This is a genomic window from Thermobifida sp., from assembly GCF_017577275.1.
GTDB classification, from domain to species: domain Bacteria; phylum Actinomycetota; class Actinomycetes; order Streptosporangiales; family Streptosporangiaceae; genus Thermobifida; species Thermobifida fusca.
This window is the reverse complement of sequence record NZ_PITY01000014.1, coordinates 70,712-97,554: the sequence shown is the minus strand read 5'-3', so window position 1 is coordinate 97,554 and position 26,843 is coordinate 70,712. Positions and strand designations below refer to the sequence as shown.

The following is a 26,843-nucleotide window of genomic DNA, read 5'->3' as shown; positions in this document are numbered from 1 at the left end:
GCCCGGCACAGCTACGGTGACCGTAACAGTCAGCCCAGACACGGTGCAGTCGACCAGCCGGGCCTGGTTCGCGTGCGCAGTGCGGCGGGCCACCGCGCAGGCCCGGTCGGCCCCCGAGGCGGCCTGCTCCGCCCCGGCGAGGGCGGCGAGGTCAGCGGCGGCAGCAGCCCGGTGCCGGTCCACGCGTACGCTCGCCACCACGACGATTGCGACTACGCACGCCCAGACCAGCATGGCGAAGGTGAGCACCCACACGGTGCCGGAGCCGCGATCAAGGGCTGGAGGGCGCATCAGCACTCCTCACCGCTAGAGCATCCACCTCGGGTTCCGCGGGGATCGCGGCGGTGCCGCTGACCCGCACTGTCGGAGGCAGCCCGGGGATGATCCGGACCGGGGCAGTGACCTCTACCCGGGCGAAACCTTCCGCCATGGACAGTTCCGCCGTGGCCTCCGGGGGACCGGCCTGGGCGACAAGGGAGCGGACGACTGCCTCGTCGTCGCCGCGCGCGAGCGCGCGGGCCCCCACCCGGGCAGCGTCCACGCACGCCACGTGGGCTGCTGCGGCGTGGACACAGCAGAGCGCGACGCCCAGCAGCAGCGCCAGCCCGGGGAGCACCACCGCGGTTTCCGCGGTCACCGCTCCCCGGTCCCGGAACAGGGCACTGGTGCCCTGGCGTGCCGGGGCTGTGGGACGGGCCGTGGGAGGGCGGCGCATCGGCTCAACCACCCATCCCGAGAGCGTCGATGACCATGCGGGTGAGGGCGGTGCGGAGCTCAGCGCTGGTCAGAATGGCGTAGAGGACCGCGGCGAACGCGCAGGCCGCCACAGTGACGAGGGCGTATTCGGATGTGGCCATTCCGGTGTCGCGGCCGCGGCCAGCGGACCGAAGAAGACAGCGGAGCAGCAGAACAGGAGCAGCAGACACAGGAACCTCCGTACAAGGCGAGGGCGTAACAGCCCGACACAGCGTTTAGCGTGGCCGGGCGATACGGGGCGTGCGGCGGGGGAAGACGCGGCTGTGGATAACTCGAGACCGGCGCTGGTAAGGCCGCTGGGCGGTCAGGGAAGGACCAGACCAGACACGAGGCCCGCGGCCAGGGGCACCACGCCGAGGAGGACGAACGCGGGCAGAAAGCACACACCCAGGGGGATGACGACGGCTACCCCGGTGCGGTGGGCCAGCTCGAGGGCTGTCGCGCGGGCGGTACGGCGGCAGTCGGCGGCGTGGGACTCCACCACGTCGGCCAGTGGGGCGCCAGTGTGGCTTGCCCGGGCCAGGGCCCGGCCTACCGCGGCCAGCTCTGCGGGGGCGTGCAGACTCTGCCAGGCGCGCGCCGGATCGGCGCCGAGCCGTAACTGCCGGGCCACCCCGTCCAGCGCGGTACCGAGCGGCCCGCCGAGAGCCTGGGCTACCGCCGCCACCATGTCGGTGGGGTGTGCTCCCGCGCGCAGCCCGGCCGCCAACAGGTCCAGGGCCAGGGGCAGCACGGCCGTGATCTCCGTGTCCCGCCCGGCGGACGGTGGGGACGCTGCGGCCCGTTTCCGCCGCCACACCACGAACCCGGCGAGGAGTGCGCCCCCGAACAAGCCGAGTCCTGCCCCGCCCAGCGCCCAGCAGGCCGCGAGTACGGCAGCAGCGGCGAGCATGCGGGGAAGCCGGGGCAGAAGCCGGGGTGGGCGGCGTAGGGCAGGGGCCGACAAGGCGGCGAGCCGCCGTTCTGCGGGCGACCGGCCGTCTCCGACCGCGAGCGCGCCCGTTCCAGCGGCCAGCGCGATGACAGCGACATCGAGACCCGTCACAGGTGCCTCCGTTCACATTCCCGCGGTGCGCAGCACTCGGTGGACGAGACGCCGGGTCCACCACACGCCCGCGGCGTTGAGCGCGATCCCGGCGCACAGGCAGCCCCATCCGAGCGGTGTGGTGAACAAGAAGAGGAGGGGAGCACCACCCAGCGCACTCGCCATCAGCAGCCCGGCAATGGGAAGCCCGGCGAGCAGCACCGCGGTGGTGCGTGGTCCCGCAAGGTGGATGTCGAGTTCACGGTGGAGCGCATCCTGGTGTGCCAGCGCGTCCGCGAGGCGTTCCACGACCGCCGCTACACCGGTGCCGGACGAGGCAGCGACCTGCCAGCACACCGCGAGGCTCGCCCATGCCGTGCCGCCGGGACGGCGGGACGCAGCCCGCAGCGCAGGCACCGGGTCGTGTCCCGCTTCAGCGAGCACTGCTGCTTCGGCGAGTTCCGCCGCGATGAGCGGGTCAGCGCCGCGGAGGGCGGCGGCGAGCGCCTTCCCCGGGGAGCTGCCGCAGCGGAGCTCCGCGGCGATAGCCCGGCACACGTCAGCGCAGCCGCGCAGGCGGCGGCGCGCCAGCAGCCCGGGGCGGTGCGTCAACCGGCGCCGCACCACTGCTGCCAGGGCACGCAGTGAAGGACGCGGAGCGCGAGCCGTGGTGAGCGCCCGCAACCGGAGTTCGGCGGCGGACGGCAGTACCCACACCACGGCGCAGCCCAGCCAGCCGGCCGTCCACACCACCATCCCGTAGCGGGCGATCCCGTCGGCGAGCATGGTCACTGCCCCCTCCCCGGCGGTACAGCGATCCGGTCGCACAATTCGGGGAACGCGGTGTCGTGCACCAGGTCGCCGTGCGCGGTGAAGGTGACCGCCGGTACCGCTGCCACCAGGCCGTCGCACCCGCGGCGCAGAACGCACACTTGGGCGACGCGGCGTGGCCCGCTGGGTGGGCGGACCAGGTGGACGACGAGTGCGCGGGTGGCGGCGAGCTGGCTGTGCACGGCTTCGCGGCTCAACCCGGCCGCGCACCCCAGTGCTTCGATACGGGCGGGGACGTCGGCTGCGGTATTGGCGTGCAGGGTCCCCGCGCTGCCTTCCTGGCCCGTGTTGAGGGCGTGCAGCAAGGAGACGACTTCGGGGCCGCGCACTTCGCCGACGATGAGCCGGTCGGGGCGCATCCGCAGTGCTTGGCGGACGAGTTCGTGGAGTTCCACTCCGCCGCGCCCTTCGATGTTGGGTGGACGCGACTGCAATCGGACCACGTGGGGGTGGTCGGGGCGGAGCTCGGCAGCGTCTTCGACCAGCACCAGCCGCTCGGTGGGAGCGGCAAGGGACAGCAGGGTGGACAGCAGCGTGGTCTTCCCGGTGCCGGTGCCGCCGGAGATGAGGAAAGCGCACCGGGAGGCCACGAGGGAATGCAGCAGAGCCGCCCCTGCTGGGGGAAGCGTGCCCAAGGAAACCAGTTCCGGAAGGGAGAACACGCGGTGGCGGGGCAGCCGCAGCGACAGCCGGGGACCTTCCGGGGACACCGGGGGCAGGACCGCGTGCAGCCGCGCCCCGGAGGGGAGCTGGGCGTCCACCCACGGTTCCGCCGCATCCAAGCGGCGGCCGGCCTGGGCTGCCAGCCGTTGCGCTAGGCGGCGCACCGCGTCGTCGTCGGGGAAGCCAATGTCGTTGACGCGGCGCAGCCCGGTGCCGTCGTCCACCCAGATCTCGTGCGGGCCGTTGACCAGGATGTCGGTGATGTCCGGGGCGGCGAGCAAGGGTTCCAACGGTCCGGCACCGGTGAGGTCGGCGCGGAGGAGCCGGGAGAGCGCCAGCACTTCGGCGTCGCCCAGGGTGGTGTCTTCCGCGCGGACTGCGGCGGCTACCGCGGCGGGGGTCGGTTCCACCGACTCGCGCATGAGCCGGGTGCGGACTGCTTCGAGCAGTCGCGCCACCGCTGTTCCGGAAAGGGAAAGTTGGCTGCTCATGCGGACCGGACCCGTTCCGGGCACAGGTGGGCGACGAATGCTTCGCTGAACGCGACGAGAGGGGACCGGGTGCGGCGCGTGGGCAGTTCCCCTTGGTCGAGGAGGCGGGGCAGTTCAGTGTCGTCGGGGAGGTCTCCGGCGAGGGGCAGTTTGAGCGAGGACGCCACCGATTCCGCGGACAGGATGTCGGGGGTTGCGCCGCGGACCACCAGCCGCAGGTCCGCAACGGAGTCCCGGAGGGCGGGCAGCAGCCGTTCCGCGGCCACGACGGCAGACACTTCAGCGGGGAGGATCATCAGGGCGACCGTGGTGCGGCGCAGTACTTCTTCCGCAGCGGCGTCGAGGGCCCGGGGCAGGTCGACGACCAGCATCTGGCATCCCCGGGTAGCGGCGTGGAGCACGGTGCGCATGGCTTGCGGGGGAATCGGGGCGTACGGGCCGTGCCGGGTCCAGGTCACCACGGGAAGACCGTGGATGTGGGGCAGCGAGTCGCGGAGTGCTGGCCAGAGCATGCGTCCCTGTCGGTTGCTGAACTCCTCCCAGCGGGATCCGGGCACATGCTCGGCACCCAGCAGGATGTCGAGTCCTCCGCCGAGCGGATCGGCGTCGACCAGTGCGGTGCGCAGTCCGGCACGGTGCCCGGCGAGCGCGAGTGCCGCGGCGAGCAGGCTTGCTCCGGCCCCGCCCCGGCCGCCGATCACGGAGACGACCAGGGCTTCTTCCCCGGTATGGTCGGTGGATTCGGTGAGGAGCGCCACCAGCTGCTGTTCTGCATCGGGTAGGACGAGAACGTCTCGGGCGCCGATCCGCATGGCGTCGGGGTAGACGCTGAAGTCCAGGGCCGGGGAGAGGGGGGTGCGGCTGACCACGACCGCGTGCGCATGCCGGGGCGGTTCGGCGCGGGCGAGCACGCCCACCAGGTCGGTGCCGACGACGACGAGAGGTGCCTGCGCCCAGTAGCGGCTGCTCCGTGCCGCAGAGGAGACCACGGTGACGTCGACGTTGGCTGCGGCAGCGAGGCGGAGCAGGTCGTCGAGGAGCGCCGGATCGTCGGTGAGGAACAGGGGACGTGCGGAAGATGTGGACGGCATCGCGGACCTCCCAAGACAGCGGTGTGCCGGGTGTCCACGCTTCCGTAGCTGTCTGGGCGGTGCGAAGCCGAACTGTGCGAGCTGTGGATAACCACGGTTGACAAGGGTGCTGCACAGCAGTGCCGGGCCGGGAAAGCTCCGGCGTCCAAGGGGACGGCCCCCGCCAGGGGGGAAAGGCGGGGGCCGTCCGACGGTCCGACTCCGGGGGGAAGAGTCGGTCCCGTATCCGGTGAGGTCAATGGGGAGGGCAATCGTAGGAGTGCCGTTTCCCATGCGGGAACGGGGTGTTCTCCGCGGTCTCCAGCCGGATCGACCCTCCGAGTAATAGATAATATACGTAAAGTTATCGAGTCACTTTACCTACTTGACGAAAAAATAGCCTTCCGGCCCCTTTCCAAGCTGTCTGACCAGGCGTAGAAAGGAAGTAATCGATGGGGTCGCCCCATCGGACACGCCGCAACTGGGTACCCACGCGTCACCGCGCCGTGAGTGGCCCGTCGAGATCAGGGAACCGCCTGGTCAGACTAGCGATAATGCACGCATGTTAGCCCAGTCCGGCGTGGTATGGGCGATGCTGTGAACCTCCCACTCAGGGATGTCCCGGTATCGCCCTTGTTGCGTGTTTTTTGCCGTTTTTCCGGATTGTTGCCGTTGATGTCACGGTGCTACCGCGCTGTTTCCTTTTCGTTGCTGCGGTTGCCGGTACGCAGCGTCCCCCACCGGTTTAGCGTCGGGTCGTGGCGCGCCGGATGGCTTCACAGGTGGCAAGCGAGTCGCGTGCCCCTTCCATGACCGCTTGTGCGCAGTGCACTACCCACCCCGCCACACCCTCCGGGGTCCCGGTCATATAGCCGCGCAGCGCAGCAGCGTAGTGCTCACGGCGCTGCTCGTGCCCCAACTGGGTAGGGACCAGCGAGTTGGGGTCCAGGCCGCGCGCCATCAAGGTCAACCGTTCCGCGGCGCGCGCGACGATGCCGTCCCCCCAGCCGAAGGGGCGCAGCGCCAGCAGTTCCCCGTGCACGATCGCGCCGACCACCACGGCAGGCGCCTCGGTCCGCGCAGTGAGCAGGGAAGTCAACGCCTCCAGCCGGGCGATGACTTCGGACGCGGGCGGCGGCGAGCCCAGCTCGAGGGGATCGGTCACGTCGTCCCCGTCGCGGCGGGGACGGCCCAGCGCTTCGGGCGCGACCACGTCGGAGGCGGCCAGGACGTGCAGGCGGGCCAGGACCTGGCGGGGCGCCTTAGACCAGGTCTCCACCAGCAGCCCGAGCTCCCCGGAGACCCGCACCGACCCCCGCACCCGGGGATCGTCGCTCTCCCCGAAGCGCACCTGCTCGAGGGAGACGTCGGCTCCTTCCAGCACGGCTGAGGCACGGGCCCCGCGCAGAGCCGCTTCCATGGAGACGTCGCTGCCGCGGCGGCGCAGCACCCGTTGCCCGATCAGCATGTCAACGAGGCTGCGGGTTTCATCGACCGCGCGAGCGACCTCGGGAATTTCGGCGATCCGCATCAGAGGATCGGTCGGCACAGCGTTCACGTTATGCACCCTACGCCGAGGTGGTGCCGGGGCGCGCGACCGGGGGAGTCCTAGAGCGGTGCCGGCCGCGGGCGCACGCCATGGGGACACACGCCGCGCACCCGCACGGTAGCGGACTGGCCGCAGGGAACTATGCAAGGATTCCCCAGAGATGTGTCCGATGGAAGGAGCCGCCGCGGTGTCCAAAACCAACACGGGTGGCCGGAAGCCGGTGGACGTCGACGCGCCCCGGCGTTCACTGGGAGAACTCACCTCTGAGGTGACCGGTCACCTCAGCCATCTGGTGAGCCTGCAGCTTGAACTTGCTCGGACGGAGCTGGCCGCGGACGTCCGCCGGGTCGTCCAAGGGACCGCGCTGGTCATCACCGCTGCCTTGGTCGCGCACCTGATCCTCATTCTGGCTTCGATGACGATCGCGTTCGCGTTGATCGCGTTCGGTCTGCCTGGATGGCTGGCCTTCTTGATCGTTACCCTTGTGTACACGCTGGTGGCGGTCATCCTCGGGATCGTCGGTGTGCGCTCCTACAAGAAGATCCGCGGGATGCCGCGGTCGAAGGAGACCTTCGACAAGACCAAGGCCGTACTGCGTCGCGAACATACCGCGCAACAGTGATTCACAGGATCAGCAACGTTCCCGACGAGTCTGCGGTTCTGATCGAGGGTCCATGGACCCATCGGCTGGTCAGCGCCGGAGGGATCCGGTTCCACGTGGTGGAGGCCGGAACGGGGCCGCTGGTCGTGCTGCTCCACGGTTTTCCGCAGTTCTGGTGGGCGTGGGAGCAGCAGATCACCGCGCTTTCTGCAGCGGGCTACCGCGCGGTCGCCGTTGATCTGCGCGGCTATGGTGCGAGCGACAAGCCGCCCCGCGGATACGACCTGTTCACTGCGGCTTCGGATATCGCCGGGCTGATCCGGGTGCTGGGGGAGGCCGATGCGGCCGTGGTCGGGCACGGCCTGGGCGGCCTGATCGGTTGGACGATGAGTGTGTGCCACCCCCGTGCGGTCCGGCGGCTGGTCGCCTTGTCGGCGCCTCATCCGGTGCAGTTGGCTACGGCGACTGTGGCGCACTGGCACCGGGCCCGCGGCCTGTGGGAGCTGCTCGGCCTGCAGGTGCCGATGCTGCCGGAACGCCGCCTGGTCGCCCGCAACGCGCAGGCAGTGGCCGAGGCGCTGCGTGCCTGGTCGTGCTCGGGTTGGCCGGATGCGCAGACGGAGCAGCGTTTCCGGGAAGCGTTCCAGATCCCCTTGGTGGCCCACTGCTCGGTGGAGTATCACCGGTGGCTGTTCCGGTCCCGGTTCCGCCCGGACGGCTATCGTTACCTGCAACGCATGCGTGAGCCCAGTCCGGTCCCCACGCTGTACGTGCACGGTGTTGCGGACCCCCTCATCCTGCCTGCGGCAGCGCACGGACTGGAGCGGCACGTACGCGCGCCCTACCGGTTGCGGTTGGTGGAGGGCGCGGGGCACTTCCCTCACCAGGAACGCCCCGACCAGGTGAATGCACTGCTTGTGGAGTGGCTTTCCGATGACGCAGCACAGACGTGACCGGGACCGTAGAGCAGACGGCCGGGCGCAGAACCAGCGGCCCCGGGACCGGTACGGGCGTCCGCTGCCGTATGGGGCTCCAGGGGTGCCGCGGGTGCCCGACGACGCGGAGTTCTCCCCCACTGAAGGGCTGCGGGAGGCCCAGCGGCTGCTGGACGAGGGGTACGCCTTCCACGCCCACGAGGTGCTGGAGGCGGTGTGGAAGTCGGTGGACGGCCCGCAACGGGAGCTGTGGCGCGGACTGGCCCAGGTCGCGGTGGGGGTGACGCATGCGCAGCGCGGGAACACTGTGGGGGCGGCCCGCCTGCTGCGCCGGGGAGCGGACCGGGTGGCCGAGTACGGCGCGGAGGCGCCCCACGGGGTGGATGCGCTGGGGGTGGCCGCCTGTGCGCGGGCGATGGCTGATCGGATCGAAGCTGGCAGGGCGGCCGAAGTTGATCCGGCAGAGCTGCGGCTGGTCCGGGCTGCTGGAGGGTGACGGGCCAGGGCTCGGACTGCGACCGTAGCGCGGGCTGGGCGCAGCGCGGCGCCCAGCGGTGTTCCGCGGGTGGGGGACCGGGCTGGGGATGCCCGGGCGGATCTTTCCCGAGGAGGCTCCCGCGTGCGGTGGCGTGGCGGGCAGCGTGCAGCGAATCGTGCGTTCCGTGATTGCTGTGCCGCTGGGTGATCGCGCCGCGGGGATGCCTTGAGCGCCGTGGCGCATGCGCTCCATGCGTTATTTGTTGCGTTTTGTCATTTTTTGCGAAAAAAGCGACAAAAGAGAAGTTTGTTCTCTCCGTTGGGTGAATGTCGCATTTTTTGGGGTGTTGTCGGACCGCAAACCCCAAGGTTTTCTCGAAAACCTCCTTTGGGACCTCACATTTCCGGGTAACGATGCGTAGACTCCCGGCACATCGAATCCGTTAATACAACGGAAACGATGGGGATTTTCCCGACCATGGAGGCACCGGCAAGACCCCGCCTGACGTGCTGGAGGGCGACCCGTCCGGAAAGCCCTGGACGGCGGAGCGAGCACCCGGGCGGGGCCCTGCCCGTCTGGAGGAGGACGGATTGACCGGGCTCAACCTTGCCGCTGACAGCGGCGCCGAGCTCGCTCTGCTCGGTATGGATCTCACGCTCGTCATCGTGGTTCTCGCGGTGGCACTGCTCGCGCTGGCTGTTGCCGGGACCCTCGTGCGTGAGGTTCTCGCCGCAAGCCAAGGCACAGAGCGCATGCAGAATATCGCACGAGCGGTCCAAGAAGGCGCGGCTGCCTATCTCAAACGCCAATTCCGCACCCTCGCGGTCTTTGTCATTATCATTCCCCTGCTGCTTCTCCTGTTGCCCGCAGACACGGAAGCCGTCCGCTGGGGACGCTCCATCTTCTTCGCGATCGGCGCGCTCTTCTCCGCGATGACCGGGTTCCTCGGCATGTGGCTCGCCGTGCGCGGCAACCTCCGCGTCGCCGCGGCCGCCCGCGCCGGAGAAGCACGAGCTGCCATGCGGATCGCCTTCCGCACCGGCGGTGTCGCCGGCATGTTCACCGTCGGCCTCGGCCTGCTCGGCGCAGCTCTCGTAGTCCTCATCTACCGGGCCGACGCCCCGATCGTCCTGGAAGGCTTCGGGTTCGGCGCGGCCCTGCTCGCCATGTTCATGCGGGTCGGCGGCGGAATCTTCACCAAGGCGGCTGACGTCGGCGCCGACCTGGTAGGCAAAGTCGAACACCACATCCCCGAAGACGACCCCCGCAATGCCGCCACTATCGCGGACAACGTGGGCGACAACGTCGGCGACTGCGCGGGCATGGCCGCCGACCTGTTCGAGTCGTACGCGGTGGTCCTCGTCGCCTCCCTCGTCCTGGGCCGGGTCGCCTTCGGCACGGAAGGACTCGTCTTCCCGCTCCTCGTGCCCATGATCGGGGTCATCACCGCGATCATCGGGATCTTCGTGGTCTCCCCCCGCGCCCGCGACGCCAACGCCATGGCGGCGATCAACCGCGGGTTCTTCATCTCAGCGGTCATCTCCGCCGTCCTCGTCGTGGGAGCAGCCCTGCTCTACCTGCCCGACACCTTCGCGGAACTGGAGGGCGTCCCCGCAGATATCGCTGCCTTGGACGGCAACCCGCAGCTCATCGCGATCGGCGCGGTACTCATCGGCCTCCTGCTCGCCGCAGCCATCCAGCTGCTCACCGGCTACTTCACCGAAACCAACCGCCCGCCGGTACGGGAAATCGGGGAGAGCTCCCGCAGCGGACCGGCGACCGTGGTCCTCGCCGGCGTGTCCGTGGGACTGGAGTCTGCCGTCTATTCGGCGCTGCTCATCGCCGGAGCCGTCTACGCGGCGTTCCTCCTGGGCGGCGGCAACATCACCGTCAGCCTGTTCGCTGTGGCCCTCGCCGGAACCGGCCTGCTGACCACCGTCGGAGTCATCGTGGCCATGGACACGTTCGGCCCGGTCGCAGACAACGCGCAAGGCATCGCCGAAATGTCCGGGGACGTGGAAGGCTCCGGGGCTGAGGTGCTCAACAGCCTGGACGCGGTGGGGAACACCACCAAGGCGATCACCAAGGGCATTGCGATCGCCACCGCGGTACTCGCCGCGACCGCGCTCTTCGGCGCCTTCCGCACCGCGGTCGAAGCGGAACTGGGCGCCACGGAGTTCAGCCTCTCCGTGGACCAGCCGGACGTGCTCGTAGGCGTGATCATCGGAGCGGCCGTCGTCTTCCTGTTCTCCGGGCTGGCCATTATGGCGGTGGGCCGTGCTGCGGGCCGCGTCGTCCACGAAGTCCGCGAACAGTTCCGGACCCGGCCGGGGATCATGGACGGCACGGAGAAACCCGAATACGGCCGAGTCGTCGACATCTGCACGCGCGACTCGCTACGGGAGCTCATCACTCCCGGACTGCTCGCGGTCCTCACCCCCATCGCGCTCGGCTTCGCCCTCGGCTACGCCCCGCTCGGCGCGTTCCTCGGCGGCGGTATCGCGGCGGGCGCCCTCATGGCGGTCTTCCTTGCCAACTCCGGCGGTGCCTGGGACAACGCGAAGAAACTCGTCGAAGACGGGCACTACGGCGGCAAAGGCTCTGAAGCGCACGAGGCCACCGTCATCGGCGACACCATCGGCGACCCCTTCAAGGACACCGCGGGCCCGGCCATCAACCCGCTGCTCAAGGTGATGAACCTGGTGGCGCTGCTCATTGCGCCGAGCGTGGTCATCTACGCCGACAACCTCGCCCTGCGGCTCGGCATCACCGTGGCCTCCGTGGCGCTGCTCGTCGGCGTCATCGTGTGGAGCAAGCGGCGCAGCACGGACGGCAGCTTCGCCGCTGAGGCCACCAAGACGCAGCCGGAGGCGCCGGCAGCCGACCAGGGCGCCGCCAAGGAGGAGCCGGTCAGCCAGGGCGGAGGCGCATCCTCCCAGGAGTGACCGGCGGCTGTCCGCCAGAAGAAAACCCGTCGCGCCGGGAAGCACGCGGCTCCCCTTCCCGGCGCGACGCCCGTGGAACCCGGCAACCTTCCGGGTGGTCTGGGCACCGTACTCGACCCATGGCAGACTGACGGCATGAGCGGTATGAGAGGGCTCGCCGTCATCGTCGGCGTGATGGTGGCATTCATCGCCCTACTAGCCATCGTGGCGACGGTGATCACGTCATGAGCCGCCGGTTGGTCGTTCTCCGCCACGCCCAAGCCGAACATTCCGCGTCTCTTGCTGACGTCGACCGCCCCCTCACCCAGGAAGGACGCCAGCAGGCCAGGATGGTGGGCGAACGCCTCGCCCGGGAAGGTCTGCTCCCCGACCACGTCCTCTGCTCCACCGCCCGGCGCACCCGGCAGACGTGGGACCTGGTCGCGGAACAACTGCCGTGCGAGCCCGAAGTGGACTTCGACGCAGAGCTGTACACCGCAGACGTGGACACCGCGCTGCAGCTGGTCAGCTACGTCGACCCCCAGGTGCGCACCCTGCTCGTGGTCGGCCACAATCCGACGATGGCGCAGCTCGCCGCCGCGTTCGACAGCGAATCCGGGTACCTGTCCTTTCCTCCCGCCTCGGTGGCGGTGGTCGACCTGGACGTCGACTGGCTCTACATCGCTCCGGGAACCGGGCGGCTGCGGCTCGTAATGTGACCGAGCCGTCCCGCGTCCCTGCGGTCAGGCGTAGCTGCCCCGTTCCGCGGCTTCCACTTCCTCCCGGGAGATCCCCAGCAGGAAGAGCACCGTGTCGAGGTAGGGCACGTTCACCGACGTGTCGGCCTGGGCACGGACCACCGGTTTGGCGTTGAACGCCACCCCGAGCCCGGCGACCCGGAGCATGTCGAGGTCGTTCGCGCCGTCGCCGATCGCCACGGTCTGGCTGAGCGGCACCCCCGCCTCCGCGGCGAACCGCTCCAGGGCCGCGGCCTTGCCTTTCCGGTCGATGATCGGTCCGACCAGCGAACCGGTGAGCTTGCCGTCGACGATTTCGAGGACGTTGGCCGCCGAGTAGTCGATGCCGAGCTCTTCCACCAGGTAGTCGGTGAGCTGGGTGAAGCCGCCGCTGACGATGGCGCACTCGTAGCCGAGGAATTTGAGGGTGCGGATCAGGGTGCGCGCTCCCGGGGTGAGCGTCATCTTCTCGCGCACTTCTTCCAGGATGCTCGCGTCCAGCCCTTTCAGCAGGGCGACGCGCCGCCGCAGCGACTCCTCGAAGTCCAGTTCACCGCGCATCGCCTCCTCGGTGATCCGGGCGACCTCGTCCCCGCAGCCCGCGTACTGGGCGAGCAGTTCGATGACCTCGCACTGGATGAGCGTGGAGTCGACGTCCATCACCACCAGGTGCTTGGACCGCCGGTGGAGGCCGCTCGTCTGCACGGCCACGTCCACCGACTGGGTGGCGGCCTCCAACGCCAGGTCGGTGCGGAGCTGTTCCAGGTTGCCCCCGGTCAAGGAGAGGGAGAGCGCGGTCACCGGGTAGCTGGCCAAGCGTTCGATACGGTCGATGTTGGCTCCTGCCCGTGCCACACAGGAAGCGATGGCGCCGACCGCGCCTGGACGCAGCGGGTCCCCCATGATCGTGACGTCGAGGCGGGTCCCCGTGCAGGGGCGCACCCGCTCGCCGTCGACCATGAAGTCGACGTCCATGTCCATATCGACCGCGACTTTGGAAACCGCCGAGCGGATCTCCTCGAACAGGCGCTCTTTGCGGACCCCGGGGGCAACGCGTTCGTCGGCCGACAGCAAAGCGCCCAGGAGCAGACGCCCACCAATGACAACCTGCTCCAAGTCGGTGATGGTGACCGGGAAGACCGACAAGGTGCTCAGCAGTCGAGCGCTGATGCCCGGACGATCTTTACCGGTGACCGTCACCAGCAGGGTTTCAGGCACGGAATTCGCGAGAGTCATGACGGCTCTAAAGGTACTCTGCTGGACCACAGTGGCGTAGACCAGGGCACCCCAGTCCCGGGCGGGCACACTCTGTTACCCGACGTGGGACCCTTCACCGGCCGACAGTACTGTGCTCCACATCACGTACCACGGAGAGCCGCAGCGGATCCGCGCCGCGGTCACCTGCACTTCTGGCCGGGGCGCTGTTCCAGCACCTGGATGCCACCCATCAGGCAGGTCCCGGTGATCCGGATCGTCGGGGCGCTCGGATCAGTGACGCTGTCCACCTTACTGAGGTCCACTCCGCCCAGGAAGACATTGGCCTGGTTGACCACCCGCACGCCGGGCGGCACGATGATCCGCAGCCCGCCGAAGATCACCGCGCACTGGAAGACGACTTCGCGCTGGGCGAGCACCGCCTCCCGCAGGTCCAGGTCCACCCCACCGCACAGGATGGACACGGTGGTGTGCGGCTCCACCAGCCAGCGTCCCGCACGCTCCACCCCGCCGAAGACCGCGGAAATCGCTTCTTTCCCCCGGCTTTGCGCGGCCAGTTGCTGCGCCTCCGCGGAGGACAGCGACGGGTCCGTCCCCGAAGCAGGCGACGCGCCGAGCGATGAGGGAAGGTCGCGGGTGATTTCGGCGAGTTCCCCCACAGTGGTCGCCCGGTACACCCGGTCCAACCGTTCGTCGAGTTCCTCGTGGTTGATGCGGCCTTCCGCAAGCGCGTTGCGGAGCACTTCGGCGCTGCGCTCGCGGTCCGCGTCAGAGGCGCGGAGACGTTCCAGGTCCATGGTGGAGCTCCTCACAGCAGCAGACGGCGTCAACGCATCCATGGCAGCTTCCTCTTCCCAAGAGTGCGTGTCCGGACTTTGACTGAGCTGAACATCACGCTTCCCCGCAGGCGGATCGTGGGCGCGTTGACCGTGACCGCCGAGTCCGTTTTCTTCAAGTCGACGTCACCGAAGATCGGTGTGGTTTCGTTGACGATCCGCACCCCGGGAGGAACCGTCAGTTTCAGCGAGCCGAAAACCAGCCCGCACTGGATGACCACCTCACGCTGGGACAGGACTGCTTCGCGCAAGTCCAGCGCGATCTCTCCGAACAGGGTCGACGTGTTGGTGCGCGGTTCCACGAGCCAGCGTCCGCTGCGCTTCGCGGAGCCGAACACGGCGACGATGTTCTCCGCACCGGTGCTGGAGGCCCGGAGCTCCTCGGCTTCGGAGAGCGTCGGGGCAGGGCCCAGATCGGCGATGAGCGGCTGCAAATCCCCCAAGGTTGTGGCGGTGGAGAGAGCGTCGAGCCGTTCAGCGTGCTCTTCTGCGGTCAGCCTCCCGTCGACGAAGGCCTCGCCGAGGAGTTGGGCCACGCGGTCCCGGTCGGCGTCGGAGGCACGGCGCCGCTCCGGGGGCAGTGCGTGCGAGTGGTTGGCGGCGTTTCCCATGGTCACGATTATTTGTCTTCGACGGCGGGAGCGAATCGGGAGACAACCCTGAGGTGTCCCGGAGTTTCACACGCGGACACCCTGAGACCGCCCGGCATTACGCGGGGCGAGAATACGGGTGCGGGGCGCTGCCGGGATGGGGACGCGGGACGGGGAGACCCGCCGGAGTCGCAGTCGAGGCCTTGCGCGCTGCCGGACGACCGTGGTGGCGGCCAGGGCAGCGCCGAGCGGGACGGAAGCGTCCGGGCACGCTGACTGGGGGCGCCCCGCAGGCGCAGGGCGGCGGGCGTTCACGCGGCCGTCACCCCCGTCTGGAAGGGTGGTCGCTGCGGGCGGGTGGAATCGGGGGCGACCGGCGCGGTCGGCGGCCGAGCGTCCAGTATGTTCGCACTCGGGCTGTCACGAAGGAGAGCTATGAACGGGCACGTGCTGCACATGAGCGGGGTCGGGGTACGCCGCGGCCAGACGGTGTTGCTGGACGCAGTGGACTGGACTGTGGCGGAAGGGGAGCGCTGGGTGGTCGTGGGACCGAACGGTGCAGGCAAGACCACCCTGCTGCGGATCGCCGCCACTCAACTGCACCCCACCCGGGGCACGGTGGAGGTGCTCGGTGAGCGGCTCGGCCGCGGAGACGTGTTCGAGCTCCGGCCGATGATTGGCTTCGCCTCGTCTGCGGTGGCCGCCCAGCTTGAGGACGACATGCGCGTCCGGGACGTGGTGGTCAGCGCCGCCTACGGCTATCTGGGCACAGGGAAAGAGGAGTACAGCGCCCCTGACTATGCGCGGGCCCGGGCACTGCTGGGCCGGTGGGGAGTGCTGCGGTTCGAGGACCGTGCGTTCGGCACCCTTTCGGAAGGGGAACGCAAACGGGTGCTGATCGCCCGAGCGTTGATGTCCAACCCGGAGCTGCTGCTCTTGGACGAGCCTGCGGCCGGGCTCGACTTGGGCGCGCGGGAGGATCTGGTGCGCCGCCTCGGCACGCTCGCGAAAGACGAGTCTGCCCCCGCTCTCGTGCTCGTTACCCACCATGTTGAGGAGATTCCCCCCGGGTTTACGCACGGCCTGCTGCTGCGCGGAGGCAAGGTGGTGGCCGCGGGGCCGCTGGAGCAGGTGATGACCGCCGACCACCTCAGCACCACATTCGGTATCGGGCTGAAGGTGGAGTTCGACGGGGAGCGCTGGTCGGCCCGAGCGTCGTAACCGGGGCGGCACGGCCGGGCAGCAGGGACGGCAGCCCCGCCTTCCGTGGCCGGTGCAACAGGTTCATAGACTGCACGGGATTCGGGAAGGTTCACACACCGGTTCGGGGGCGTCCGTGAACGCGTGGGAGGCATGCGTCGTCTTTGCTGCGGGTGCCGGGGCGGGAGCCATCAACACGCTGGTGGGCTCCGGTACGCTGTTCACTTTTCCGGCGCTGCTGGCGTGCGGGATTTCTCCGGTGACGGCCATGATCTCCAACAGCATCGGACTCACCCCGGGGTCGATCGCCGGAGTGATCGGCTACCGCAGGGAGCTGGCTGGGCAGCGCGCCCGAGTGCTGCGGTTCGGCGGGATGTCGTTCCTGGGGGCGCTGACCGGCGGAACCCTGCTGCTCACTTTGCCGGAGCGGGTGTTCACGTCGATTGCGCCTGTGCTCATCCTGTTCGCCTGCGCGCTCATTATTTTCCAGCCTCAGATCAGCGCGCGGCTGCAGGAGCGTCGTGCGGCCCGCCCCCACGGCGGCCCGCTGCTGCCGCTCGGCGTCTACGGGGCGGGCGTGTACGGCGGGTATTTTGTCGCCGCTCAGGGCGTCATCTTGATCAGCCTGCTCAGCAGTTCCCTCAATGACGAGATGCAGCGCCTCAACGCGTTGAAGAACGTGCTGGCGCTGATCGTCAACGCGTCGGTGGCCCTGTTCTACCTTGTCCTGGCTGAACCCCACTGGGGGGCGGTGGCGCTGATCTCCACCGGTTCGGTGATCGGGGGGTATTTTGCCGCGAAGTTCGGCCGCCGGCTCCGCCCGGGGGCGCTGCGCGCCCTGATCGTCGTCATCGGCCTCACCGCAGCAGTCCAACTGGTGCTGCGGTGAGGCCGGTCAGTCAGTTTCGGCTGAGGTAGCCGCGCCGTTCGGCGTCATCGACGAGCGCCAGCGCGTAGGCGCCCAGTGGCTCGGATCCCTCCGAGATGAGTTTCACGTTCTTGAGCACGTCGTCCTTGGAGATCTTGAACTGCCGCCACATGGCGCCTTCGGTGTGCCAGTTGGCGAGCAGGGGGGAGAGGCGGTCGATGGCTCTGGCGAACCGCGCCTCGGGGGTTTTGCGTTCTTCGAACTCGTCCCACAGGTTCCGTGCCCACACGGCCTGGTCTTCGGGCAGGAGCGCGAAGATGCGGTCCGCGGCGGCACGTTCCCGTTCCGCCTGGGTGCTCACGGCGGCCTGGTCGTAGATGTAGGTGTCTCCGGCGTCGATTTCCACGATGTCGTGCACCAGCAGCATGTTCACCACGTGGTCGATGTCGGTGCCCGCGGGGGCGTATTCGGCGAATACGCGAGCGAGTACCGCCACGTGCCAGGAGTGCTCGGCAGAGTTTTCGCGGCGGGCTCCGTCAATGAGCAGAGAACGCCGCAGTACGCGCTTGAGCTTGTCGACCTCCAGGACGAACCGGAGTTGAGAAGTGAGCCGTTCATGATCGATTCCGCTGGTGAACACCGGCGCCGGCTCAGTCACGTGAGTCGCCCTCCTAGAACTTGTCACACGCGAGCCCCACGAAGAGGACACTCGTTCACGCTGAGCATCCAGCGGGGAGAGTAGCCGTAGAGTGGGGCACCAAGTGATTATTCATCACGCTGCTGGGACCAGTGGGGGATGTCCGGCCCTTCACCAGGGAAGTGGTGACTCTAGGCAAGCGGGGCAAGCGAGCGCCGAGGAGCCGGGCAGCGGTTCTTGGCCGGCAGCGGATTTCGGAGGGGCAGCCCGCGGCCGGTGCGGGGGCGGAGCAGTCAGGGCGCGGCCTGAGGGCGGGCGATCAGGTGGGTGTGGAACCATTCCGTGAGGGCGCGGTCGGTGAGGACCGTCCCGGGGGTGGGCGGTCCAGGGTCGAGCCCGGGTTCGGGGCCTAGAGTGTGGGCGAGGTCGGGAATCACGACGTGCCGCAGAGTGTGGGGCTGGTGGTGCGGGGAGAGCGCGTCGTGGAGGAGACGGCCGTGGCTGGGCCGGATGATCTCGTCGTGTTCGCCGTTGACGATGAGGACAGGGGTGTCCGGCCCGCGGGAGGCGAGTTCGTCGGCTCGTTCGGTGAAGTCCAGTCCGGCAGCGGCGTCCCGCGACTGGTCGTCCCACGTGTAGTCGACTCCGAGGTGGCGTTCCCGGGCGGAGAGGACGTGGGTCGGGTCGATGACGGGGTTGACCACGCCCACGGCGCCGACGGGCAGGTCGCTTTCGATGAGGGCGAGGAAGACGGCGGCTCCGCCCGCTCCAACACCCATGAGGCCGAGGGGAGCGTCGGCGAGGGAGAAGGACCGGCGGAGTTCCGCGACGGCGAGGGGGAGTTCGGCTGCGGCCTGCCGCACGACCGGGCTGTAGAGCTGGAGCAGGTAGTCTTCCCGGCCGAGGCGGTTGACTTCGGACACGCCGCCTTTGGGGAGGCGGTGGCCGAAGAGGGGAAGGCCGAGGTAGAACCTCCAGGCGGGGAGTCCGAGTAGTGGCAGGGTGCCGGCGAGCGCGGCTTCGCTGCGCGGCGGTTCGAAGGCGTGCAATGCGACGACGATGGGCACGGTCGGGGCCGGGTCGGACGGCGGGATCGCGAGGTAGGGGACCCCGGCGGCGATTCCTGTCAACGTTCGGCTCAGTGTGCTGTCGGCTACCACTGCGAGTTCCTCCCTCATGAGATGCGCCCCGCCGACCGAGGGGGATGGGTGGGCCGGCGCGTCGCGGACCTCGTGGTGTGCGGGCAGGCGGATAACGGGCGTGTGCGGGGCTGGGCGGCGGACGAGGCGCTGCTCCGCTGCCCCGGAGGGTCCGTCCCACGGTCGCGGATGGTCAGCCGGGCCACTGGGGGAGCGGGGGCCGGTGCGCGGACTGCTGTCGGCGCTAGGCCGGTGACCTGTCGTCTGTACTCTTGTGGAGTTCCTGGGCGGTGTCCGGTTCGTCGCCGAAGACGTGTTCCAGATAGCTGCGGACGAGCTGTTTGGCCGCGGTGATGAGACGGGGGTCGCCGTCGGCGTCGTCGCGGAAAGCCATTTTGAGCACCGCGTCCGCGGCCTCGACGGAGACGAGGACCGCTAAGTCAAGCTTCTCACTTTGTACGGCCCCGGCGAGGGAAATCAGCAGATCGCGTAAGCGCGTTGCGATGACTTGATTGTTCTCCCGGGTGGAATCCAACAGCTTGGGGTCGATTGCGTCACCGAACCGGAGAAAACGGAATCCGGGTTCCTCACGGTGCATAGTGACGTATTCGTCGATAATCGCGTCAACGGTCTCGGTCCAGTGGTCGAAGTTCTGCTCGGTGATCCGGCGGACGATCCGCGCACTGAAAATGTCGAGATAGCGCAGGCCGAGTGCTTGGGTGATCGCCTTCTTATCGGGGAAGAACTGGTAGACCGAGCCGATCGCGACCCCGGCGCGTTCCGCGATCTTGGTGGTGGTGAGTTCGGCGTATCCGGCCTCGTCCAGGAGTTCCGCGCAGGCGTCGAGCATGCGCTGGACCCGCGCCATGCTGCGCTGCTGGGAGGGGATTCGGCGCAATGGCGCGTTGATGAGGGAGGGCGGGGAGATGACTGCTGATCCGTTTCGGAGGGCGGGGAAGACCTCCTCTCCAGTGAAAGTGGTGGGACACGAGGATGGTGCGGGAAGTCGAGTTGTGGAAGATCGAGAATTGGTGGTCACGATCTCTGTGATGCCTTTCGTGGTCAGTTTGTTTATGTACTATTCCGACTCCCGGGTATAGATGGTCCGTTTCATAGATTTTGGCCACTTGTGGCCGTGATGCCTGCGGGGTTTTCCGCTGCTTCGCTGTCCGAATCTCGGAAAAGAGGATGTCCTGATTCCCGTTCCCGGGGAGCATGGCGGGGAGGGAGCGGCCGTGCGAGGCGTTCCCCCGAAGGGGATGCGGGGGCTTTCTGCTGCGGCACGCCATGAAAGGCCGCTGCGCCCGCGGACGTCCGTCACGCTCGAAAGGGGTTTCCCTAGTGCGGCAGAGACGGGGCAGGCCTGGCCTGGGAATACGAAGGCTGCATGTGCCGCGGCAACCGGTAAGCAGGAGGGGCGCCGTCGACCGAGGGAGTGCTTCCCGGGTAGTGCGGGAAGCAGGGCAGTGTCCAGCTGCCGGTCGTCTGCTCGGTGCGGCAGGGGCAGGCCGCCGCGGGTAGTTCTCGGGGACGGAGGCGAGCAGCGGTGCGGCAGTGCGGCCGTGCCGCCCGCGTACGCGGAGTTGTCTAGCGGCTTTCCGTGTTCTTTTTCCGCGCGGCGCGTCCGGGCGGGCGCGGTACGGCAGTGCAGGCGGGCGCCGTACCGCGCGAAAGCTGGTCGGGGTCTTCCTCAGCCGGGTCAGACAGCCGGTTCGCCCGGTTCAGCGGTCAAGTTGATCCCGCTGCACTGTTCTCGGTAGCCCTCGAACCGGGCCACTCCTTCGGCGATTGCTTGCTCGTCTTCGAACAGGATCGGGACGCCGCCTTCGATGCGGCCGGGCAGCCATTCGTCTTCGAGGATTTCCCCGCCCTGGAGGGTGAGGCGGAGGACACCGGTCTCAGCGGTGGGGCCGTTGAAGTTGTAGAAGACGAAGTTGCCGAGACCGTAGTGCACGTAGGAGCTGCCCATGTACCCGCCGGGGCTGACCACGTGGGCGTGTCCGCCGACGACAGCGGTGGCGCCGGCGTCGATGAGCTGCTTGGCGAGGTCGGGGGCGTGCGGCAGGGGGCAGTGGTCGCCTTCGAGCCCCCAGTGCAGGAACACGATGACGGCGTCGGCTTCGGCGCTCGCCTTCTCCACAGCGTCGATCGCGTGGGTGATCATCTCGCCCTTGGTGGAGGCCAGGCCGGGCTTGCCCTCACCCGCAGTCCATTCGGGGATGAGGTGGTCGTCGAGGACGTCGGTGGCGCCGATGATGGCCAGGGTGTTCCCTTTGACTTCGAAGAACTCGGGCTCATACGCCTCGGCGATGTCGCGGCCCGCGCCGATGATGGGGAAGTCTGCGGCTTCGGCGTTCTCGAGAGTGTCGAGGAGCCCTTCGGTCCCGTAGTCCATGCCGTGGTTGTTGGCCACGGTGGCCACGTCGATACCGGCCTCTTTGAGAGCGGTGAAGGCGGTGGCCGGGGCGCGGAACACGAACTGCTTGGCCGGGGCCGGGGTGCCGCCGTCGGTGACAGCGGTCTCCAGGTTGACGACGCTGACGTCGGCTTCCTGGAAGACTTCGGCGACCGGGCCCATGGCAGTGGCCGGGTCTGCGTCCAGCCGCTGCCGCAGCATGCCCTCGAACATGACGTCTCCACCGATCGCCACGGTGTACGGCTCCTTGACCGGTTCGGCGGAGGCCGACGGGGTGGGCTGCGCAGGGCGGTCAGACGAGTCGTTGCTCAACTCGTCCGAGGCCGTGCCGCAGGCGGTGGCGAGCAGGGCGGTAGCCAGCAGCGCACCGAAGCGGAGCGGGCGACCGTTGGGGAGAGTGAGTGAGGAAAACGGGGTCACACGTGTCTCCTGGAAAGCTAGTTCGGCCGTCGTGAATAGAAGACGCGGGGCACTGGACGACAGGTGTAGGTAGCTGTGATGATGAATCTGATTTGTTACTTATGTCAGGCTTGGCGTCATCGAAATGCACCAGCGAGATTACCCAGAGTAATAACGGAGCGACCGAAAGTTGGGGCTCTTGGAGGAGTGTTGGGAGGGGTGCAGCAGAATAAGTGGATACGGTCGTTTTCTTGATCGATTCCAGATAACCTCTTCTTGGGGTGTAAGCCATGGACGACGCCGCTTCGCTGCGTGCTGCCGGGCTGCGGGTGACCGCCGCACGCCTGGCGATCCTTGACGCGGTCCGCCAGGGGAACCACCTGGACGCCGACCGCGTGGCGCGCGCTGTCCGAGAACGGGTCGGGCACGTGTCGACTCAGGCCGTCTACGACAGCCTGCACGCTCTCACCGCAGCCGGGCTGCTCCGCCGTATCGAACCTGCGGGATCCCCGGCACGGTATGAGACGCGGGTGGGCGACAACCACCACCACCTGGTCTGCCGCGCTTGCGGTGAGGTGACCGACATCGACTGCGTGGTGGGGGAAGCCCCGTGCTTGGCGCCGTCGCAAGCGCACGGTTACACCGTCGATGAGGCCGAAGTGGTCTTCTGGGGGGTCTGCCCTTCCTGCAAGGCCAAGGAATCGGAGCACTGATCCGGCCTCTCGAGGTTCCGGAAACGGGACCGGCGGTGTCCGAGCGAAGCGTGCCTGGCGGTGTGCATACCGGGCGTCTCCGGGCAGGAGAGGTCCGACCACGTTCCGCGGGGCAGCGATGAGGGCCCTGCGACATCTGGTTCCTGGAAAGAAGCGGCGCAGCCTCTGCCTTCCCGGTGTCCCGGAGCGGGACCGGGGCTCTGAGCAGGAGACTGCATCCTCAGCCGTTCTGCCTGCTGCGACAGGAAGAGCCCTCCAGACAGCAAAAGATCCGGTCATCGGATGAATTGAGTCGACCGGTAGGACAGCACCTGACCGCGGAAGCAGAGCTCCGATCGAGGGGGATTCCGCCGTACGGCCAATAGATCGTCCCGCTGACCTCTCTGCTGTGAGCGTTGCGGCGGAAAACTTCGGATATCAACCATAAATGTGGTTTTCTCTCATATTCTGCCGCGAATCAGGAGAATGCGGCTTTTTCCGATTCTTCCGGGTGCTGATCGCCCCGTGTCGCAGATATGTGGTGTATCTGTTTTGTCCTTTTTCGTGGACTCTGTGCTGGTTGCGGGGATGCTCGCGGGGTGTGGCAACGTTTCCGGCTTTTTGAACGAAAAGCTGTCCGGGGAAACTCATGAGTTCTTCAAAAGGTCTCGCAGAAAGTCTCACGGAAGACCAATAAACTGCTAACGTTACGGTCTGTCAGCGGCCAAGGGTGGATCGCGGATATTTCTTATCGACCCGCCAATGGCCTATAAGGTCTCCCTCGCCGCTGAACACAGCACCAAGCTTTGGATGTCGAGCCGTGGTTCACCGATCCCGCTCACGGTGACTCTTTGTGCTCTGTCATTCGCCACGAGTAATAGTTAGCGAAAGGTCATACCGGAAACATGCGTAAAACCACGTTTGCCTCGGCTGCTGTACTTGCGGCCGGTTTGGCGGTCGGATTCGCCTCTCCCGCCTCTGCGGATCAGGCCGTCAGCGGCAACCAGATCATCATTCCGGTGGACGTCGCTCTCGACGTCTGTGGCAACACCGTTGCCGTACTCGGCGACGCCCAGGGCGCCTGCCAGTCGTTCGTCGACGCCCTGAAGTCGGCGTCCGGCGGAGCAGTCACGCTCCAGAGCAACCAGGGCGGCGGTCTCGCCAACGGCAACCAGATCGTGATCCCGGTGAATGTCGCCCTCAACGTCTGCGGCAACACCATCACCGCCCTCGGTGAGGCCAAGGGCACCTGCGACACCATCGTCGAAGCGTTGGAGGACGCCGCGGACGACGTGGTGAACAGCAGCGACGTCCCCTCCGACGGCTCTGGCGGCGGCCTTCTCAACGACAACAAGATCGCCGTTCCGATCGACGCCGACGTCAACGTCTGCGGGAACGCGGTCTCGGTCCTCGGCTCGGCCGAGTCCGACTGCCCGGAAGAGGACACCGCCGCCCCGAACAAGCCCGCGGAGCCTGAGCAGCCCGGCGGCGGCAGCGAGCAGCCCAAGCCCGATGAGGGCGGCGAAAAGCCCGCCGCCGACGACAAGCCCGCGGAAGACGCCAAGCCCGCTCCCGCGGCTGAGGACACCCTGCCGGTGACCGGTGCGGCCCTCGGCGGCCTGGTTGCCGCTGCTGTCGCGGCTCTAGGCGGCGGCGGTGCGGCCATGTACTTCACGCGGCGGAAGCGGAACGCAAGCGAGAACTGATTCCCGTTCCTTTCCTGCTTCCCACGTTCCGTGCCCCCGGCAGTCCTGCCGGGGGCACTTGCGTGTCTGAGAAGACAAAATTCACAGTTCCGAAGGAACTCGGAAAAGCTTGGATTTTTCAGTGATCTAAGACACAATCTCTCTGCTGGACGGGGGATAAGTCGGGGTTCTAAACAGAAGAAGGACTCTTATGGGCACTCCGAAGAGCCTCACTGACCGTGGATTCGTCCCTATAGCGACGATCGGAGCCGGAGTCTGGATTCTCCTCGACATACTCCGTGTGTGGTTGTCGTCACTAGTCATAGTTTTTGGCCAGGAAGGGACGACACCACTGCAGAACGTCGGGCTTTTCGTCCTCGTCTGGTTCCTCGCCCCGCTCCCCATCCTGCTGCTGCGCTTCCTCGTCACCCAGAAGACGGTGGAGCGCTCCGCCCAACTGCCAGTGGACGTGTGGTTCGCGGTCCTGCTCGTGGGGGCGCGGCTCGGGCTCCAAGGCCTCAGTGGGGAGCAGCTCCAGTTGTACGTGTCCTCCCTCGGGCTCGCTGTCGGGCTGACCTGGCTCGCCACGATCGTCGTGCGGATGCGCCGCTCCCTGCTGCGCGGTTTCGCGGCCGGCATCGCCTTGGCCACCCTCACCCACACCGCCCTGGGCACCTATGCGGTGGTGTGGCGCTCCGAGGTGCTCGGCTGGGTGCTGACCGCTGTGCAGCTCCTGCTCTTCGCCTGGGTGCTGGCCAGAACCTCCCGCGTGAGCCGGGACGACTTCGTTAAACAGGCCGCCGACTCCGTGCTGTGCTTCTTGCTGCCGCCCGCGCTGCTGGTCGCGGTGACCGTTACGGCCGCGCCGGCCCGCGCGGAAGCAGCGACTGGCTGGCCGGACGGGTGGGCCGCTGCCCTCGTCATGATGGCCGTGGCACTGGCGGCCGTGGTCGCGGGAGCTTCCTCCACCCCCGGCTCCACCCCGCTCCTCTCCGGGGCCGTGCTCGTCATCGCGGTCGGTGCAGCGATCTTCCCCACCACGACCGATGAGGGAGTCCCCGGGCTCCTCCCCTTCTACGCTCCCATCGCCCAAGCGGTAGGGGCGATCGCTCTCATCGCTGCGTTGAGCTGGGCGGACTGGCCGGGGGCGCGGGGCCGCCCCCCACGAGCCAACAACGCCAGCCTGGCCGTGTTCTTCGGCAGCCTCGTCTTCTACGCCGTCCTGCTGGGCATCTACGCGGGATACACCCTGGGCTACCCGACGGACGCCCTCGTCGTCGGGGTGGCACTGCTCATCGCTGTGGCGGCGGTCGTGCACGGACGGGCCAAAGACCGCGACTCCGGAAGCCGGGTCCGCCGGTCCGTGTTCTACCGGTGGCCGGGGGCGACGCTTGCCGCCAGCGCAGGAATCGTGGCCGCGATCCTGCCCCAGGTGGTGCCGCTCTATGCGACGACAGACCCCTTCTCCGACACCACGCGGACTCCCGCGGTCAACGAGCTGCGGGTGGTCGCCTACAACATACGGATGGGGTACGGCCTCACCGGTACATACGACATCGAAGGGATCGCCGAGACCATCCAGCGCGCCCAGCCCGACGTGGTACTACTCAACGAAGTGGACCGGGGCTGGTTCCTCACCGGAGGCCAGGACACCCTCGGCACCCTCGCCCGAATGCTCGACATGCAGGCCGTGTTCGCCCCCTCCAACGGACAACTGTGGGGCGATGCCGTCCTGACCCGGCTGCCGATCGTGGAGACTGTCGGCTATCCGCTGCGCGGCTACGGTTCGACGACCGGAGCTCAAGCACTGGCCGTCGTGGTCAAATACGAAACCACGGAGATCGAGGTGATCGCCACCCATCTGCAGTCTCCGGGCACGGAAGAGGGCGAGGAGCCCAAAGAGCCGACCCTGCAGGCCGCGGACTTGGCTGACATCATCATCAAACGCCGCTCCGCGCATGGACGCCCCGTCATTGTGGGCGGTGACTTCAACTTCGAACGCAACGGCGCAGCCTGGCGGGAGATGGAGCGCGCCGGACTGTACGACGCGCTGTTCCGGGTGCGTCCCTCCCCCACCTTCCCTGCTGACGACCCCGACAAGGAGCTCGACCACATCTTTGCTACCGCAGGTCTCGTCCGGGAACAGGGCGCGGTGCTCCCCGCCTCCTACTCGGACCACGTAGCGGTGATGGCGGTGCTGCGGTTGGAGAGTCCCCTGGTGTACGGGACCTGAGCGAAGTGACCGGGGCGGTGCAGGGGACCGGCGACGATCCCCTAGCCTCGATGGTGTGCTTCGTGTCCTGATCTCGCCTCGGATGATGGCGTTCCACGTGCTGCTGCTCGTGGTGGTGCCCTCGTTCATCGCCCTGGGGCTGTGGCAGTACGAACGGGCCGAGACCAAAGCCGCGGTAGTCGAGCTGCAGGAGGCCAACCTTGCCGCCGACCCGGTCCCGATTGAGGAGCTGACCTCGGTCGGTGGCGAAGTCGCCCCCGAGGACCGCTGGCGGAGGGTCACGGTCACGGGCACCTACGACCCTGACCGGGAGCTCCTCGTGCGCAACCGGAGCGGTTCCGGCGGGGTCGGGATGCACGTCCTCACCCCTTTGGTGACGGAGGACGGCACAGCGGTACTCGTCAACCGGGGATGGGTGGCGCAGCCGCCCACGGCGACCGAGAGTCCCGAGGTGCCGCCCGCTGCCCAGGGAGAAGTCACCGTGACGGGGCGGTTGCAAGTCTCGGAGACCCCGGAGAGCACCGGCATCCACTCCCGGGACGGGCTTCCCGAAGGGCAGATCATGCTCATCGACGTGCCCGCCATTGCCGCAGACCTCCCTTACGAGGTGTACGGGGGGTATGTGGAACTGGTCGAGGAGACCCCGGCTCCCGCAGCCGCGCCCGAACCGGTCGAAGTGACCAAGGTCAACACGGGGATGAACTTCTCCTATGCGGTCCAATGGTGGACGTTCACGGTGATCGCCGTTGGCGGATGGGTTTTCCTGGTCCGCCGTGAAGTCCAGGACGCGGCACAGAAATCGGAACCCGCCGAGCCGGACACCGTTTCTTCCACCACTCCGAACAAGGTGTGACAGAATTCACCTTGGCATGCA

General features: G+C 68.0%; 25 protein-coding genes and 1 pseudogene. 11 read left to right on the top strand and 15 right to left on the bottom strand.

What is annotated here, in order from left to right; translation table 11 throughout:
- Positions 1-15: 15 nt before the first annotated feature.
- The 8 genes and pseudogenes from CW348_RS02685 to CW348_RS02650 form a co-directional block, all read right to left on the bottom strand.
- Positions 16-234: pseudogene (locus CW348_RS02685) on the bottom strand (Rv3654c family TadE-like protein); the annotation flags it as partial.
- Positions 235-271: 37 nt separating this feature from the next.
- Positions 272-727, bottom strand: coding sequence for a TadE family type IV pilus minor pilin (locus CW348_RS02680; protein WP_227480976.1), 456 nt, complete (start codon positions 725-727; stop codon positions 272-274).
- Positions 720-926 (bottom strand): DUF4244 domain-containing protein, encoded by a 207-nt coding sequence (locus CW348_RS02675; protein ID WP_011290572.1) that lies wholly within the window; start codon positions 924-926, stop codon positions 720-722. Before CW348_RS02675 ends, CW348_RS02680 begins: the two co-directional genes overlap by 8 nt.
- 134 nt (positions 927-1,060) lie before the next feature.
- Positions 1,061-1,801: a type II secretion system F family protein gene (locus tag CW348_RS02670; protein WP_016188021.1), complete on the bottom strand. Its 741-nt coding sequence runs from the start codon at positions 1,799-1,801 to the stop codon at positions 1,061-1,063.
- 12 nt (positions 1,802-1,813) lie between these two features.
- Positions 1,814-2,566 (bottom strand): type II secretion system F family protein, encoded by a 753-nt coding sequence (locus CW348_RS02665; RefSeq protein WP_011290574.1) that lies wholly within the window; start codon positions 2,564-2,566, stop codon positions 1,814-1,816.
- Between the two features lie 2 nt (positions 2,567-2,568).
- Positions 2,569-3,765 carry a TadA family conjugal transfer-associated ATPase gene (locus CW348_RS02660; RefSeq protein WP_011290575.1) on the bottom strand — a complete coding sequence of 399 codons (1,197 nt, stop codon included), beginning with the start codon at positions 3,763-3,765 and terminating at the stop codon, positions 2,569-2,571.
- Positions 3,762-4,856 carry a septum site-determining protein Ssd gene (ssd, locus tag CW348_RS02655; RefSeq protein ID WP_104612926.1) on the bottom strand — a complete coding sequence of 365 codons (1,095 nt, stop codon included), beginning with the start codon at positions 4,854-4,856 and terminating at the stop codon, positions 3,762-3,764. Before ssd ends, CW348_RS02660 begins: the two co-directional genes overlap by 4 nt.
- Before the next feature lie 724 nt (positions 4,857-5,580).
- Positions 5,581-6,366, bottom strand: coding sequence for a Fic family protein (locus CW348_RS02650; protein ID WP_049755009.1), 786 nt, complete (start codon positions 6,364-6,366; stop codon positions 5,581-5,583).
- A gap of 205 nt (positions 6,367-6,571) precedes the next feature.
- Here CW348_RS02650 and CW348_RS02645 point away from each other — a divergent pair, with 205 nt between their 5' ends.
- The 5 genes from CW348_RS02645 (at position 6,572) to CW348_RS02625 (ending at position 12,041) form a co-directional block, all read left to right on the top strand.
- Complete coding sequence (locus CW348_RS02645) at positions 6,572-7,006, top strand: phage holin family protein (protein ID WP_169803314.1); 435 nt, start codon at positions 6,572-6,574, stop codon at positions 7,004-7,006.
- Positions 7,003-7,938, top strand: coding sequence for an alpha/beta fold hydrolase (locus CW348_RS02640; RefSeq protein ID WP_016188025.1), 936 nt, complete (start codon positions 7,003-7,005; stop codon positions 7,936-7,938). The genes CW348_RS02645 and CW348_RS02640 overlap by 4 nt, the downstream gene beginning before the upstream one ends.
- The gene (locus CW348_RS02635; protein ID WP_011290580.1) at positions 7,919-8,416 is read left to right on the top strand and encodes a DUF309 domain-containing protein; all 498 of its coding nucleotides are present in this window, start codon (positions 7,919-7,921) and stop codon (positions 8,414-8,416) included. The genes CW348_RS02640 and CW348_RS02635 overlap by 20 nt, the downstream gene beginning before the upstream one ends.
- A 572-nt stretch (positions 8,417-8,988) precedes the next feature.
- Positions 8,989-11,343 carry a sodium-translocating pyrophosphatase gene (locus CW348_RS02630; protein ID WP_016188027.1) on the top strand — a complete coding sequence of 785 codons (2,355 nt, stop codon included), beginning with the start codon at positions 8,989-8,991 and terminating at the stop codon, positions 11,341-11,343.
- 224 nt (positions 11,344-11,567) lie between these two features.
- A complete protein-coding gene (locus tag CW348_RS02625; RefSeq protein WP_011290582.1) occupies positions 11,568-12,041 on the top strand; it encodes a histidine phosphatase family protein in 474 nt (157 codons plus the stop codon).
- Positions 12,042-12,065: 24 nt separating this feature from the next.
- Here CW348_RS02625 and serB read toward each other — a convergent pair whose 3' ends face one another.
- From serB to CW348_RS02610, 3 genes are all read right to left on the bottom strand, one after another.
- Positions 12,066-13,295 carry a phosphoserine phosphatase SerB gene (gene serB / locus CW348_RS02620; protein WP_227480977.1) on the bottom strand — a complete coding sequence of 410 codons (1,230 nt, stop codon included), beginning with the start codon at positions 13,293-13,295 and terminating at the stop codon, positions 12,066-12,068.
- 161 nt (positions 13,296-13,456) lie between these two features.
- On the bottom strand, positions 13,457-14,071 hold the full coding sequence (locus tag CW348_RS02615; RefSeq protein WP_011290584.1) for a DUF1707 domain-containing protein: 615 nt from the start codon (positions 14,069-14,071) through the stop codon (positions 13,457-13,459).
- A gap of 29 nt (positions 14,072-14,100) precedes the next feature.
- Entirely contained in the window at positions 14,101-14,721 is a 621-nt protein-coding gene (locus tag CW348_RS02610; RefSeq protein WP_011290585.1) for a DUF1707 domain-containing protein, read from the bottom strand.
- A gap of 414 nt (positions 14,722-15,135) precedes the next feature.
- Between CW348_RS02610 and CW348_RS02605 the strand changes: the two genes are divergently transcribed.
- Entirely contained in the window at positions 15,136-15,921 is a 786-nt protein-coding gene (locus tag CW348_RS02605) for an ABC transporter ATP-binding protein (protein WP_011290586.1), read from the top strand.
- Between the two features lie 115 nt (positions 15,922-16,036).
- The gene (locus tag CW348_RS02600) at positions 16,037-16,789 is read left to right on the top strand and encodes a sulfite exporter TauE/SafE family protein (protein WP_011290587.1); all 753 of its coding nucleotides are present in this window, start codon (positions 16,037-16,039) and stop codon (positions 16,787-16,789) included.
- A 10-nt stretch (positions 16,790-16,799) separates the two neighbouring features.
- Here CW348_RS02600 and CW348_RS02595 read toward each other — a convergent pair whose 3' ends face one another.
- The 4 genes from CW348_RS02595 to CW348_RS02580 form a co-directional block, all read right to left on the bottom strand.
- Positions 16,800-17,426 carry an HD family hydrolase gene (locus tag CW348_RS02595; protein WP_011290588.1) on the bottom strand — a complete coding sequence of 209 codons (627 nt, stop codon included), beginning with the start codon at positions 17,424-17,426 and terminating at the stop codon, positions 16,800-16,802.
- 272 nt (positions 17,427-17,698) lie between these two features.
- A complete protein-coding gene (locus CW348_RS02590; protein ID WP_173668430.1) occupies positions 17,699-18,583 on the bottom strand; it encodes a S9 family peptidase in 885 nt (294 codons plus the stop codon).
- A 205-nt stretch (positions 18,584-18,788) separates the two neighbouring features.
- Positions 18,789-19,412 carry a TetR/AcrR family transcriptional regulator gene (locus CW348_RS02585; protein ID WP_061783842.1) on the bottom strand — a complete coding sequence of 208 codons (624 nt, stop codon included), beginning with the start codon at positions 19,410-19,412 and terminating at the stop codon, positions 18,789-18,791.
- A gap of 831 nt (positions 19,413-20,243) precedes the next feature.
- A complete protein-coding gene (locus tag CW348_RS02580) occupies positions 20,244-21,380 on the bottom strand; it encodes a CapA family protein (protein WP_011290591.1) in 1,137 nt (378 codons plus the stop codon).
- A 269-nt stretch (positions 21,381-21,649) separates the two neighbouring features.
- Between CW348_RS02580 and CW348_RS02575 the strand changes: the two genes are divergently transcribed.
- The 4 genes from CW348_RS02575 (at position 21,650) to CW348_RS02560 (ending at position 26,822) form a co-directional block, all read left to right on the top strand.
- Entirely contained in the window at positions 21,650-22,072 is a 423-nt protein-coding gene (locus tag CW348_RS02575) for a Fur family transcriptional regulator (protein WP_011290592.1), read from the top strand.
- Positions 22,073-22,956: 884 nt separating this feature from the next.
- Positions 22,957-23,757 carry a chaplin family protein gene (locus tag CW348_RS02570; protein WP_104612925.1) on the top strand — a complete coding sequence of 267 codons (801 nt, stop codon included), beginning with the start codon at positions 22,957-22,959 and terminating at the stop codon, positions 23,755-23,757.
- A 280-nt stretch (positions 23,758-24,037) separates the two neighbouring features.
- Complete coding sequence (locus tag CW348_RS02565; protein WP_238569702.1) at positions 24,038-25,969, top strand: endonuclease/exonuclease/phosphatase family protein; 1,932 nt, start codon at positions 24,038-24,040, stop codon at positions 25,967-25,969.
- Positions 25,970-26,024: 55 nt separating this feature from the next.
- Positions 26,025-26,822: an SURF1 family protein gene (locus CW348_RS02560; RefSeq protein WP_276525619.1), complete on the top strand. Its 798-nt coding sequence runs from the start codon at positions 26,025-26,027 to the stop codon at positions 26,820-26,822.
- Positions 26,823-26,843 lie beyond the last annotated feature (21 nt).